13 protein-coding genes are annotated in these 12,912 nt (G+C 37.9%); all 13 read left to right on the forward strand.

Annotation, left to right across the window (positions count from 1 at the left end; all coding sequences use genetic code 11):
- The first annotated feature begins 24 nt into the window (after positions 1–24).
- Positions 25–978 (forward strand): NAD(P)H-dependent flavin oxidoreductase, encoded by a 954-nt coding sequence (locus tag J1905_RS19635; RefSeq protein ID WP_214228931.1) that lies wholly within the window; start codon positions 25–27, stop codon positions 976–978.
- Positions 979–1,014: 36 nt separating this feature from the next.
- Positions 1,015–1,293, forward strand: coding sequence for an acylphosphatase (locus tag J1905_RS19640; protein ID WP_214228932.1), 279 nt, complete (start codon positions 1,015–1,017; stop codon positions 1,291–1,293).
- Positions 1,294–2,793, forward strand: a complete 1,500-nt coding sequence (locus tag J1905_RS19645) for a lipopolysaccharide biosynthesis protein (protein ID WP_214228933.1) — start codon at positions 1,294–1,296, stop codon at positions 2,791–2,793.
- A complete protein-coding gene (locus tag J1905_RS19650; protein WP_214228934.1) occupies positions 2,790–3,035 on the forward strand; it encodes a dCTP deaminase/dUTPase family protein in 246 nt (81 codons plus the stop codon). The genes J1905_RS19645 and J1905_RS19650 overlap by 4 nt, the downstream gene beginning before the upstream one ends.
- A gap of 6 nt (positions 3,036–3,041) precedes the next feature.
- Positions 3,042–4,412 (forward strand): tetratricopeptide repeat protein, encoded by a 1,371-nt coding sequence (locus tag J1905_RS19655; RefSeq protein WP_214228935.1) that lies wholly within the window; start codon positions 3,042–3,044, stop codon positions 4,410–4,412.
- Positions 4,390–5,175 carry a lipoprotein insertase outer membrane protein LolB1 gene (gene lolB1 / locus J1905_RS19660; protein WP_214228936.1) on the forward strand — a complete coding sequence of 262 codons (786 nt, stop codon included), beginning with the start codon at positions 4,390–4,392 and terminating at the stop codon, positions 5,173–5,175. The genes J1905_RS19655 and lolB1 overlap by 23 nt, the downstream gene beginning before the upstream one ends.
- A gap of 20 nt (positions 5,176–5,195) precedes the next feature.
- Positions 5,196–6,470 carry a murein hydrolase activator EnvC family protein gene (locus J1905_RS19665; RefSeq protein ID WP_214228937.1) on the forward strand — a complete coding sequence of 425 codons (1,275 nt, stop codon included), beginning with the start codon at positions 5,196–5,198 and terminating at the stop codon, positions 6,468–6,470.
- 58 nt (positions 6,471–6,528) lie between these two features.
- The gene (locus tag J1905_RS19670) at positions 6,529–6,921 is read left to right on the forward strand and encodes a Sec-independent protein translocase subunit TatA/TatB (protein ID WP_214228938.1); all 393 of its coding nucleotides are present in this window, start codon (positions 6,529–6,531) and stop codon (positions 6,919–6,921) included.
- A gap of 10 nt (positions 6,922–6,931) precedes the next feature.
- Positions 6,932–7,135 carry a Sec-independent protein translocase subunit TatA/TatB gene (locus tag J1905_RS19675; protein ID WP_108206269.1) on the forward strand — a complete coding sequence of 68 codons (204 nt, stop codon included), beginning with the start codon at positions 6,932–6,934 and terminating at the stop codon, positions 7,133–7,135.
- A 34-nt stretch (positions 7,136–7,169) separates the two neighbouring features.
- Positions 7,170–8,606: an Asp-tRNA(Asn)/Glu-tRNA(Gln) amidotransferase subunit GatA gene (gatA, locus tag J1905_RS19680; RefSeq protein WP_214228939.1), complete on the forward strand. Its 1,437-nt coding sequence runs from the start codon at positions 7,170–7,172 to the stop codon at positions 8,604–8,606.
- Between the two features lie 42 nt (positions 8,607–8,648).
- Positions 8,649–9,860 (forward strand): lytic transglycosylase domain-containing protein, encoded by a 1,212-nt coding sequence (locus J1905_RS19685; protein ID WP_214228940.1) that lies wholly within the window; start codon positions 8,649–8,651, stop codon positions 9,858–9,860.
- Positions 9,861–9,999: 139 nt separating this feature from the next.
- Positions 10,000–12,312: an NADP-dependent malic enzyme gene (locus tag J1905_RS19690; protein WP_214228941.1), complete on the forward strand. Its 2,313-nt coding sequence runs from the start codon at positions 10,000–10,002 to the stop codon at positions 12,310–12,312.
- Between the two features lie 3 nt (positions 12,313–12,315).
- Entirely contained in the window at positions 12,316–12,900 is a 585-nt protein-coding gene (gene ruvA, locus J1905_RS19695; RefSeq protein WP_214228942.1) for a Holliday junction branch migration protein RuvA, read from the forward strand.
- The last annotated feature ends 12 nt before the right edge of the window (positions 12,901–12,912 follow it).

Consider the following 12,912-nt stretch of genomic DNA (forward strand, 5'->3'; position numbering starts at 1 on the left):
ATAAATACCTTTTCTTTGTATTTGATGAAGAATAGAATTGCAGCTCTTTTTGGTATTCAGTATCCAATTATTCAGGCCGGAATGGTGTGGTGTAGTGGTTGGAGATTAGCTTCTGCAGTTTCTAATGCAGGTGGTTTAGGGATCATAGGCGCGGGGTCTATGTATCCGGAGGTTTTGTTGGAACATATTCAAAAATGTAAGAAAGCAACTTCAAAGCCTTTTGCTGTTAATGTTCCACTACTTTATCCAAATGTGCAGCATGTGATGGATATTATAGTGGCAGAGGGTGTAAAGATTGTATTTACATCGGCAGGAAATCCAGCTAGCTGGACTGGGTTTCTAAAGGAAAGGGGTATTGTCGTAGTTCATGTAATTGCCAATACAAAATTTGCCTTAAAAGCAGAGGCTTGTGGTGTGGATGCAGTTGTAGCAGAGGGATTTGAAGCTGGAGGACACAATGGAAGAGAAGAAACAACCACTTTGTGTTTGATGCCAATGGTTAAAGCTGCGGTTCAAATTCCGGTCATTGCTGCCGGAGGGATTGGAGGTGGCGCTGCAATGCTTGCTGCTTTTGCTCTTGGTGCGGAGGGGGTTCAGATAGGATCGGCATTTGCTGTTGCAGAAGAATCGTCGGCCCACCCCAACTTTAAGCATAAGATTCTGAATGCAGGAGAAGGGGATACTAAGCTGAGAATGAAAAAGCTGGTTCCTGTTCGGCTGTTGAAAAATGAATTTGCCGATGCAATAGCTAATGCCGAATCTGAAGGCGCAGATGCGGAGGGACTGAAACATTTGTTAGGTAGGGCACGCGCCAAACTGGGGATGTTTGAAGGAGATATGAATGAAGGCGAGTTAGAGATTGGTCAGGTATCGGCTATGTTAAACGATATTAAACCGGCAGCAGTTATCTTGAATCGGATTTGGCAGGAATTTTTAATAGAAAAAAATAGATTAAACACATTAGAGTTTAGTGAATAACCGTTAAGGTTCTAAATTGGTTTTAGAAAAGTACAAATGGAAACAAAACATATAAATATTAGAATAACAGGGAAAGTACAAGGGGTATCTTTTAGGGCTACCACAAAAGCTGTTGCGGATCAGATGGGTATTAGAGGGATAATCAGGAATGAAAAGGATGGTACTTTGTATATGGAAGCAGAGGGTGACGATACCTTACTGGAAGTTTTTGTAGAATGGTGTAATGAAGGGCCAGATAGGGCCAAGATTGAGAACGTTGAGGTTACTTCAGGTGAGTTGAAAAACTATCAGAATTTTGAAATCATTAAGAAATAGATGTCTGTATTAAAGAAGTTTCTGGGGCAGACTGCAGTTTATGGTATAAGCACTGTATTTTCCCGGCTGTTTAATTTTATTTTAACACCTCTTTTTACTCGTGCATACCCCACCGCTACTTTTGGGATTTTTACCAAATTGTATGCTTATGCTTCATTGATTAATGCTGTGTTGGCTTTTGGTATGGAAAGCACTTACTTCAGGTATCTGAATAAGCATGACAATAAAAAGCAGGAAGTTTATAATAATTCATTCCTGTGTATCGCTTTCATCTCCTCTCTTTTCCTGATTACAGGATTGGTATTTGCGAATTCAGTAGCTGCATATCTTGCAGGTGATATAAGCCAGGTTGCTGATTATAAGAGTTATGTGCAGTTCTTTATATGGATATTGTTTGTTGATGCTATTTGCGTAATTCCCTTTGCTAAATTAAGAGCTGAGGATAGAGCATTTAAATATAGTGTTGTTAAATTTTTGAATATTGGTTGTTTTGTTGGACTTAACCTGATGTTTATCTTTTTGATACCGATAATCTTAAAACATGATGGGCCAATGTGCGAGTGGTTTGCTTCATGGTATCGTGAAAAATGGGTTGGTTACGTTTTTATTTCTAATCTGATTGCCAGTTTAGCTACATTCCTAATGCTATTGCCGGAATTTTTGAAGCTCCAGTTAAAGTTTGATAAGGACCTATTCACAAAGATGTTTTCTTATTCATGGCCAATCTTAGTCGCTAATCTTTCATTTATTGTAAATGAGAATCTGGATAAAATTGTATTGAGCGAACTATTGCCTAAATCAGTAGCGGATGATGAAGTAGGGATTTATGGTGCAGTCTGTAAGATAGCCATATTTATGAGTATTTTTATTACTGCATTTAGACTCGGTGCTGAGCCATTCTTTTTTAGCTATGCAAAAAATGCAAATGCGAAAAAAACTTATGCAATCATTTTGCACTATTTCGTTGTTGCCCTGGCATTGTTATTCGTTGGGTTGATTGCTAACATCGAAATACTAAAATATTTCATTAGTAGGGATGCCAAGCATATTGCAGATTATTGGGTAGGACTGCCTGCTGTTCCGTATTTGTTGTTTGGTTATGTCTGCCTGGGGATATACATGAACCTCTCTATCTGGTATCGTTTATCTGATCAAACCCGTTTTGGTTTATATATTTCTATAGTTGGAGCCGTTATTACTATAGTTTTAAACTTTGTGCTAATACCTAAATACAGTTATATGGGCTCTGCATGGGTATCTATGCTGGCTTATTTTGTAATGATGGTAATATCTTACGTCTTAGGGCAAAAATATTATCCTATTCCTTATGATCTGAAAAGGATTTTGGCATATTTGCTTATATCAGTGGTTCTTGTGGTACTTTCCTTTTGGGTATTTAACAGGAATATTTATATTGGGAATGCATTACTGTTGGCTTTCCTTGCGGGAGTTATCTATTTTGAAAAGGACAAGTTGAAATCTATTTTATTTAAAAAATGAACATAAACATCATAAACAATTCCGAACATCCATTGCCTCAATATGAAACTGAGCATGCTGCCGGTATGGATATTCGTGCCTTTCTATTGGTTAATTTATCTGATACTGATTTTGTAGTTGCAAATGGCGATAGGATTGCTCAAATGGTTATTGCAAAGCATGAAACAATAAGTTGGAAATCGGTAGGTGAGCTGAGTGACACCACACGTGGTGCCGGTGGTTATGGGCGTACAGGTAAATAATATATTATGAAAAGGAAGTGGTTTTTTATGTTATTGCTTTCTGGCAGCACGGCTGTGTTTGCCCAGGAACCTGTGGTTTCTACATTGGATAGCATGGCTGTAAAAACACTTTTCTTTGCCGGGTTAAAGGAAAAATTGAATGAAAATTATCCGAAAGCTGCTGAGAATTTTGATAAGCTTTTAAAGATAGATCCTAGCAATTCAGCCGCTTATTTTGAGGTTGCTACACTGAATTTCAGACAAAATAAATTGATGGAATCCGAAATGGCTATAAAAAAGGCTACTTCATTGAGTCCTAAGAATTTGTGGTACTGGAAATTATTAGCGGAACTATATAAGCGAAAAGGAGATATGGATAATTTGGTGTTAGTTTTTGATAAATTAATTGCACTTTCTCCCGATGAGGATTCCTATTATTTCGATAGGTCTAATGCTTTGCTTTTAGCCGGAAAAGAAGAGGAAGCTTTAAAAGGATATGATGTACTGGAAAAGAAATTTGGGTCGTCTGATGCTTTAACTGAGGCAAGGCAACGAATCAATCTGGAAAAAGATGAAGTCTTGGATAAAAAGGCTGTTGAAAAGATTCTTGCAGAGGATGTGAATGACGTTAAGAGTTTACTATATACCAGTGGTGTACTTATGCAAAAGAATCAGAATGCAGAAGCTTTGGCAGTACTTAAAAAAGCAAAGGAGCTGGAGTCTGATAATTTTGAAGTTGATCTGGCTATGGCCGATGTGTACGGCGCTTTAAAGAATAATATAGAGGCGCAGGCATCACTAAAAAAGGCTTTTGAGAATTCCATGATGCCGGTAGACCAAAAAGTCAAAGTAGTAATGATGCTTTTTGGAGGTAAGAAGAACCAGCTACGGATAAATGATGCTATTGAGCTTGCAGCGATCGCATCAAAGGTTCATCCTGATGATCCTAAGATTTTTGCATTATATGGTGATGCGCTCTATCAGCAAGGGGATTTACAGGCTGCCTTGGTTCAGTTTCAATCGGCTTTAAAGATCACAGATCAACTATATGTGGTATGGGAACAGATTTTGAATATCCAGACTTCACTAGGCTTGTATAAGGATGTAATTAAAACAGCTGATGCTGCTTTGTCTGTGTACCCTAATCAAGCTATTTTGTATTATTACATGGCACTGGGCCTTCAAAATGATAACCAAAATGCAGCCGCTTTAACAAATATTAAGATGGCACTCCAGTTGGATGCAGAAAATCCGTTGTATGTAGAGTATTATGGTGATGTATTGTTCCTAAAAGGGGATAAAGATTTGGCATTAGTGCAGTGGAAAAAGGCTAAAACAGCCGGGAATGATTCAGAGAAGTTAAATAAGAAGATTAATGAGAAGAAATATATTCAATAGCTTGCTATTTCTTGCTTTTGTTTCAGTAATAATGGCTTGCAAGACTAAGAAACTTATTGTTAAACCACCCAAGACGGTAATAGAAACGCCGGTGGATAGTAAGAAATCGGAAACTATTAAGGAGCTTAGAGCTAAGGACATTTCATTCAATACATTGTCTCTTAAAGCCAAAGCTAGTCTTGATGTTAATGGGAATTCCAATAATGTGAACATGAATATCAGGATGGAGAAAGACAAAAAGATCTGGGTAAGTATTACCGCACTTGGTATTGAAGTGGCAAGAGCATTAATTACTCCAGATAGCATTAAGGTTAGAAACAACTTGCAGGGTGTTTATTTAAAAAAACCTTTTAATTATGTTCATACTTATACCAATAAACAGGTTAATTTTGAGTTGTTGCAAGCGATATTTTCAGGGAACACTGTTAAAGAGTTCTTTAGGGATGAAACCTTAATAGCTCAGGAAAATGGCTTTTGGACGCTTAGCGGGGTTAATGATGGTTTAGCTTATCGGGTAATTTTTAATACCTTGCTAAAGGTTAATGAGAATAACCTTAATGATATTGCATCCGGGAGATCTTTGAGGGTTGCTTATGGAGAATATCAAAATATTAATGGCTATCTATTTCCAACTAATCTGAAAATTAACTCGATGGCAGGAGATAAGAGAATCAATATCAATATGGAGTTTTCGAAAATTGAAAGCAATGTTCCACTAGATTTTCCGTTTAATGTTCCAAATAAGTACGAGGTAATAAACTGATTTTTTATACTTTTGATGCAATGAAGCTAAACAAATTACTTTTACTCCTCTTGTTTGTACTATCTGCCTCTGTCGTTTTTGGACAAAGTAGTGCAGAGTTGAAAAGAAAAAAAGAAGCAATACAACGCGAAATTGATTTGTTGCAGAAAAATGCCAATAAAGCTGCAAATAACAAAAAACTTACTTTAAGTCAGATCAATGCACTAAACGCTAAGATAGGCTTAATGCAAAGCAAGATCTCAGTAATCAATTCGGAGATGAAGAATCTTGATAATCAGATTCATGAAAACACTAATGTCGTTCATAATTTAAAGGGACAATTAGGTCAGCTTAAAAAGGAATATGCAAGTATGATCAGGTTTGCTCAGCGCAATCGGAATTCTTATGATAAGATGATGTTTATTTTTGCAGCAAGTGACTTTAATCAAGCATATAAGCGGATTAAGTACCTGCAACAATTTGGCCAGTATCGTAAAAAGCAGGCTGATTACATTCAGGGTAAACAGAAAGATCTTAACTACAAGATTGTAATTTTAGATAAGAATCTTAAGGAGAAGAGCAGTCTTTTGCATGAACAAGAGCAGGAGAAGAATAAACTTGGAAAGAATAAGAACGAGCAGTCTCAAGTGCTGAATAAGTTTAGTAAAGAAGAAAAGCAGTATAGGCAAGACATTGCAACGCGAAAAAAAATATCAGCTCAGCTTGATAGAAATATACGTGCAGCGATTGCAAGGGAGATCGAAAAGGCTAGAAGGATAGCTGAAGAAGAGCGTTTGGCTGCTGAAAGGGCCGCTGCCGCACGAGCTAAAGCAGAGAACAAACCAGCTCCTGTTGCCGCTGTTCCAAAGGCTAAAACAAGTGGAGGGTACCTGACTGCAACTCCGGAGGCTGCAAGATTATCTTCGCAATTTGAAAGCAACCGAGGTTCGTTACCATGGCCTGTTGCTACAGGTTCAATTACCGAGCGATTCGGTAGGCATATGGAAGGGCAGGCTTCATATACAAACGACGGAGTAAACATTGAAACTGCTGAAGGGGCTTCCGTACGTGCAGTGTTTAATGGTAAGGTTACTACTGTAATGGAGCAATTCGGCAGGTATTTCGTGTTGATTAAGCATGGAGAATATTTTACAGTTTACCAGAACTTAAAGTCTGTTAATGTATCTAAAGATCAGGAAGTGTCTACAAAACAAACGATAGGTACCGTCGGTACTACAGAGGGTACTCCACAGTTGCAATTCCAGATCAGACGAGGGATGGCAGCCCAGAATCCGGAAGCATGGATAGCAAAATAGGATATTGTGGATTATAAATGTTTATATTTGTATTAATTAATTATAAATCAGTAAGAAAATGTATAGAGGGACGTTAATTGAATTCCTGAACATGGGTGGCGGCGAGATAATGCTCATCCTGGCGGTGGTACTTTTGTTATTTGGAGGTAAAAAATTACCCGAATTGGCGAGAGGTTTAGGGAAAGGAATCAGAGATTTTAAAGATGCCTCAGAGGGGGTTAAAAGAGAAATCCATCGTAACATTAATTCCGTAGGTATTGTTGATGATATCGAGTCGGTTATTAATGATACCAATACGAATCGTCACCATCCTTCTGAGACTACACCAGAACCAGAAGCTCAGGCGGTAGAGGAAACTAAGCAGCCCTTGAATTTTGAAAAGCAGGACCTTGTTGCTGCAAATGACGATACACAGAACACTAGAATAGAAACAGATAAAACTAAACTTTAACTAAAATATCATGTTAAACACAACGATATCAGCCGCATTAGGTGGCATGGAAATAGCCATTATTCTTGTAATAGTACTTTTACTTTTTGGAGGTAGAAAGATTCCTGAATTAATGAAAGGTCTTGGAAAAGGTATTAAGGAATTTAAAGATGGCAAAGACGGGGTTGATGATAATGAAACGGTAGAAAGAAACCGTACCAACAAACCGTTATAGGTTTTAGAACCTAATTTTTAATCTTAATGTATTCTTGAATTTGAAGAAGTATAGCTCCTTAACAGAGATACAAACTCTTATTGATCAAAAAAAGCTCAGCTTACCTGAGTTGTTAGATTATTATTTTAAGCAAATAGAAGCTCATCAACACCTCAATGCATTCAATGAGGTGTTTTTTTATTCGGCTTCTGAGCATGCTAAGCAAGTGCAGGCGAAAATTGATAGTGGAACTGCCGGCAAACTAGCAGGAATGGTAATTGGTATAAAAGATAATATATCTTATAAAGACCACATTGTTACCGCTTCTTCAAAAATGCTTGAAGGTTTTGTGTCTCCATATTCTGCTACCGTTGTTGAAAGATTGATCAAGGAAGATGCCGTTATTATAGGCAGGCTTAATTGTGATGAATTTGCAATGGGTGGTTCTAATGAAACTTCTTATTATGGTCCAGTAAGTAATGCTGCGGATACTGAAAGGGTTGCAGGAGGATCATCAGGCGGTTCAGCCGTTGCTGTTCAAGCTGATCTATGCTTGTCTGCTCTAGGGACTGATACTGGAGGGTCTGTAAGACAGCCTGCTGCTTTCTGTGGGTGCATAGGCTTTAAACCTACTTATGGACGTATTTCAAGATATGGCGTAATTGCCTATGCTTCATCTTTTGATCAGGTTGGTACTATCACTTCTTCCGTTAGTGACGCAGCAATTTTGCTTGAGGTTTTAGCGGGAGCTGATGACTACGACAGTACAGTTTCTAAAAGAGAAGTGCCTGCGTATTCTGCAAATCTGAATAATAACTCAAAAAAGAAAATTGCAGTTATAAGGGAGACCTTAGAAAGTGAAGTATTAGATCCGGCAATTAAGAATTCAATATTGGATGCAATTGAGCGATTTAAAGTTCAAGGGCATACGGTTGAATATGTGTCATTTGATTTACTTGACTATCTGGTGCCTGCTTATTATGTGCTTACCACTGCAGAGGCTTCATCTAACTTATCTCGTTATGACGGCGTACATTATGGTCATCGTAACCTGGATGCAACGAATCTGAATGATCTCTATAAAAAATCAAGAGCAGAAGGTTTTGGTGAGGAAGTAAAAAGAAGGATATTGCTAGGGACTTTTGTTTTGAGTGCCGGTTATTATGATGCCTACTATCAGAAAGCACAGCAAGTAAGGAGGTTGATTAGGGAGAAAATGGAAGAGATGTTGAAAGAGTTTGATGTGGTTTTAACTCCTGTAACCCCAACGCCAGCTTTTAAAATTGGCGATAATATAGATGATCCGTTGGTAATGTATATGGCGGATATATTTACTGTATTGGCCTCTTTAACAGGGATTCCAGCTGTAGCCATACCTTTGGGCAATAATGATGAGGGTTTGCCGTTAAGTATTCAATTGATGACCAAACATTTTAGGGAGGAAGAACTACTTTCGTTGTCCCAAACATTTTTAAATGAAACATTAAACTAAGGAGGTTATTTACAATAGCCTTGAAAGCAGTATGAAATGCCTATGAAAATAAAAGTACATCTCGTATCCTATTGCATTCTAGCATTTATTAGCTTTTCGGCGACAGCTCAACAACACGGGTTGATTTTAAATGATACTACTTCAGTGCCTGAAGTTGATGAAACCCCGTTGTTTAACAACTATAACTTCAATTATAAAAATAGACTAGATTCTATTCAAAAGACTGTTCCTCTTACCTATAATGAATATGTACAAAAGTATATAGATATTTATAGCGGAAGGAAGGACATGATGGGTAGGATGCTAGGCTTATCGGATTACTATTTCCCAATTTTTGAAAAGGCACTTAAAAGCCTTAATATTCCTGAGGAAATCAAATATCTGCCAATTATAGAGTCTTCAATGAATCCTCATGCAGTTTCCAGAGTTGGCGCTACGGGTTTGTGGCAATTTATGTTTGGCACTGCCAGAGAGTATGGCTTAAATATGGATAATTTTGTTGATGACAGAAAAGATCCAATACAGGCAAGTTATGCTGCGGCGACCTATTTTAGGGATGCATATGAGGAACTGGGTGACTGGCTTTTGGCGATTGCAGCCTATAATTGTGGTATGGGGAATGTAAAAAGGGCAATGGAGAAATCCAACTCTAACGATTTCTGGGAACTCAGAAAGTTTTTGCCTACAGAGACAAGGAATTATGTGCCTGCATTTATAGCTGCGGTATATGTGATGAAGTGCTCCGATAAGCATCATATCAGTTCTCAAAGACCATCTTATATTAAGATTACCGATACTATACAAGTTAATCGCTTTATTTCTATACCTACATTGGCTAACGCTTTGAATATGGATGAAGAGGAGTTGTGTACGTTAAATCCTTCTTATAAGAAGAAGATCGTAAATGGCACTGATCTGGAACCCAAGCGTGTTATTGTTCCTAAAGTAAGCCTGGCTAATTATGCCCGTATTTATGAAGTGCTTAACACAGATATTGAAACAAATATGAAAGTGGTTCTGGCTTCAAATAACGAATCTCGGCCTGCCAGGAACGTGAAATCAAAGCCGCTCTTTTTCTATCATAAGGTTAAGCCCGGGCAAAACTTAGGCGCAATTGCCAATAAATATCATGTGGAAGTTCAAGATCTTAAAGTTTGGAACAAGTTGAAAAGCTTGACAATCGTTCCTGGACAGAAGATAAAAGTGTATAGTTCCCATGTAGAAAGCGACATCTCAAGTCGTCTGAAAAGTTAGCATTCAGTTTGTTTATTTTCCTGTTCATTTTGTTCATAATTGCGTTTAAATAAGAGTTATCCGTAATTTAATTGGCTTTTTTTTATTTTAAGCCTTAGTAAAAGAATTGTAACTTTGATCCTTTACAATTGACAATTTTATGAGTAAAATAAACAGGAAGCAGGATGCTTTAGATTACCATTCGCAGGGGCGGCCAGGTAAAATTCAGGTTATACCAACAAAACCGACGAACTCTCAAAGAGACCTTGCACTGGCTTATTCACCAGGTGTAGCAGAGCCTTGTTTAAAAATAGCTGAGAACACAGAGGATGTTTATAAATACACTGCCAAGGGGAATTTGGTAGCTGTAATTAGTAACGGTAGCGCAGTATTGGGTTTAGGCGATATTGGGCCAGAAGCAGGAAAGCCTGTTATGGAGGGAAAGGGACTCCTTTTTAAAATATTTGCTGATATTGATGTTTTTGATCTTGAATTAGATACCAAAAATGTTGATGATTTTGTTAAGATCGTAAAAGCCCTTGAGCCTACTTTTGGGGGAATAAATTTAGAAGATATTAAGGCACCTGAGTGCTTTGAGATAGAGCGTCGTTTAAAAGAGGAGATGAAGATTCCTGTAATGCACGACGATCAACATGGTACCGCCATCATTTCTGCAGCGGCATTGCTTAATGCATGTGAACTGCAAAAAAAGAAAATGGATAAGATTAAGATTGTGGTAAATGGGGCAGGTGCTGCCGCAATTTCCTGCTCTCGTTTATACGTTTCTTTAGGTGCTAAAAAAGAAAATATTGTAATGTGTGATCGTTCGGGTGTTATCAAAGATAGCCGCGAAAACCTTGATCCCATTAAAGCCGAATTTGCAACATCAAGGAAGTTAGATACACTTGCTGAAGCGATGAAAGATTCTGATGTATTCATCGGATTATCATCTGCAAATTGTGTTACAGAGGATATGCTTAAATCTATGGCAAAAAATCCTATTGTATTCGCGATGGCAAATCCTGACCCTGAAATTGCTTATGAGTTGGCGTTGAACTCACGCAAGGATTTAATTATGGCTACCGGTCGTTCTGATTATCCTAACCAGGTGAATAACGTTTTGGGATTTCCATATATTTTTAGAGGTGCACTTGATGTTAGGGCTACAGCCATTAACGAACCAATGAAAATAGCTGCTGTAAAGGCAATTGCTGAATTGGCTAAGAAGCCTGTTCCAGAAGCTGTTAATATGGCTTACAATGAAAGAAATATTAAATTCGGTAAAGACTATATCATTCCTAAGCCAATGGATCTTCGTTTAATGACGAATGTATCTACAGCTGTGGCTAAGGCCGCAATTGAGTCTGGCGTTGCGCGTAAGATAATTACTGATTGGGATGCTTACATTGAGGAACTGAAACGCAGATTAGGTGGTGATGATGCTATTATGCGTGCGATTACCAATAAAGCTAAGTCTGATCCTAAGCGTGTTGTTTTTGCTGAAGCTGATAATTACAGAATATTAAAGGCTGCTCAGATTGTAAAAGATGAGAATATAGCTATTCCTATTTTACTTGGAAACAGGGGAATCATCGAGAAAATAATTGAAGACAACGCCTTAGAGTTGGAAGATGTAACGATCATTGATCCTTTTGAGGAGCAGGAACGCATGAATAAATATGCGAATTCCTTATATGAGAAGAGACAGCGTAGAGGGGTAACTTTATTTGAGGCTACCAAATTTATGCGTGATAGGAACTATTTCGGTGCTTCTATGGTTGAGTTTGGTGAAGCCGACGCAATGATCTCAGGTTTAACAAAGAATTACGTCTCTACTATTAAACCCGCGTTACAGGTTATTGGTACTGAGGAAGGGGTAAATCGTGTTGCTGGTATGTACATGATGATGACCAAGAAAGGCCCTGTGTTTTTCGGTGATACAACTGTTAATGTTGATCCTACTGCAGAAGAATTAGTTGATTTAACTTTGCTTTTAGAACGTTCGGTAAGTAAATTTAACATTCAACCAAGGGTCGCTTTACTTTCATATTCTAATTTTGGATCTAATGAAGGTGTTGTACCTGAAAAGGTAAGGAAAGCCGTTAAGATATTGCATGAGAAATATCCGCACATTATGGTGGATGGTGAAATGCAAGGGAACTTTGCGATTAACAATGAAATGCTAAAGGATAATTTTCCTTTTAGCAGATTAATTGGAGCTCCTGCCAATACATTAGTTTTTCCTAATCTGGAATCTGGTAACATAGCCTATAAATTATTGCAGGAACTTGGAGAAGCTGAGGCTGTTGGTCCGATCTTACTTGGATTAAAAAAACCGGTACATATTGTTCAGTTAGGTAGCTCTGTGAGAGAAATTGTAAACATGGTAACCATTGCGGTTTTAGATGTACAAGCAAAAGAACACGAAGCGAATCCTAAAAAAGGTCTATTAAAAAGAATCTCAAAAAAATAAAATATGTTTGCTTATATTGATGGTAAGTTAACCTTTAAATGCCCCGCGTATATTGTTGTAGAAGCCGGAGGTGTAGGCTACCATATAAATATATCTTTAAATACATACAGTAGTCTTGCTGATGCTGAGCGGTGTAAAATTTATACATGGCTCCATATTAAAGAGGATGCCCATACACTTTATGGCTTTGCTGATGAAGGTGAAAGAAGACTGTTCCTTCACTTGATCTCAGTATCCGGCATAGGACCAAATACGGGACGAATGATGCTTTCATCCATTACCCCGAATGAGATTCAGTCTGCCATTATTAGTGGCGACCTTCCGCTTATACAGCGAATAAAAGGTATAGGTGTGAAATCTGCACAAAGACTTGTACTTGAGTTGCAGGATAAATTAAAGAAAGAAGGAACGGGGTCGTTAATTGCGGCCCCTTTAAACAATACCGTAAAAGAAGAAGCTTTATCAGCTTTAATGATGCTAGGTTTTGCAAAAGCTGCATCTGAAAAGGCAATCGACAATGCATTGAAGGTGGGCGGTCAGGATTTATCAGTAGAACAAATGATTAAGTTAGCCTTGAAAAATTTATAACCTTTTTTACCC

The sequence above is a fragment of the Pedobacter sp. B4-66 genome (genome assembly GCF_018492665.1).
Lineage (GTDB): Bacteria > Bacteroidota > Bacteroidia > Sphingobacteriales > Sphingobacteriaceae > Pedobacter.

Excerpts from the sequence above, each read along its gene's own strand:
- J1905_RS19635 (WP_214228931.1), top strand. The coding sequence starts at position 25 with ATGAAGAATAGAATTGCAGCTCTTTTTGGTATTCAGTATCCAATTATT.
- J1905_RS19640 (WP_214228932.1), top strand. The coding sequence starts at position 1,015 with ATGGAAACAAAACATATAAATATTAGAATAACAGGGAAAGTACAAGGG.
- J1905_RS19645 (WP_214228933.1), top strand. The coding sequence starts at position 1,294 with ATGTCTGTATTAAAGAAGTTTCTGGGGCAGACTGCAGTTTATGGTATA.
- J1905_RS19650 (WP_214228934.1), top strand. The coding sequence starts at position 2,790 with ATGAACATAAACATCATAAACAATTCCGAACATCCATTGCCTCAATAT.
- J1905_RS19655 (WP_214228935.1), top strand. The coding sequence starts at position 3,042 with ATGAAAAGGAAGTGGTTTTTTATGTTATTGCTTTCTGGCAGCACGGCT.
- lolB1 (WP_214228936.1), top strand. The coding sequence starts at position 4,390 with ATGAGAAGAAATATATTCAATAGCTTGCTATTTCTTGCTTTTGTTTCA.
- J1905_RS19665 (WP_214228937.1), top strand. The coding sequence starts at position 5,196 with ATGAAGCTAAACAAATTACTTTTACTCCTCTTGTTTGTACTATCTGCC.
- J1905_RS19670 (WP_214228938.1), top strand. The coding sequence starts at position 6,529 with ATGTATAGAGGGACGTTAATTGAATTCCTGAACATGGGTGGCGGCGAG.
- J1905_RS19675 (WP_108206269.1), top strand. The coding sequence starts at position 6,932 with ATGTTAAACACAACGATATCAGCCGCATTAGGTGGCATGGAAATAGCC.
- J1905_RS19685 (WP_214228940.1), top strand. The coding sequence starts at position 8,649 with ATGAAAATAAAAGTACATCTCGTATCCTATTGCATTCTAGCATTTATT.
- J1905_RS19690 (WP_214228941.1), top strand. The coding sequence starts at position 10,000 with ATGAGTAAAATAAACAGGAAGCAGGATGCTTTAGATTACCATTCGCAG.
- ruvA (WP_214228942.1), top strand. The coding sequence starts at position 12,316 with ATGTTTGCTTATATTGATGGTAAGTTAACCTTTAAATGCCCCGCGTAT.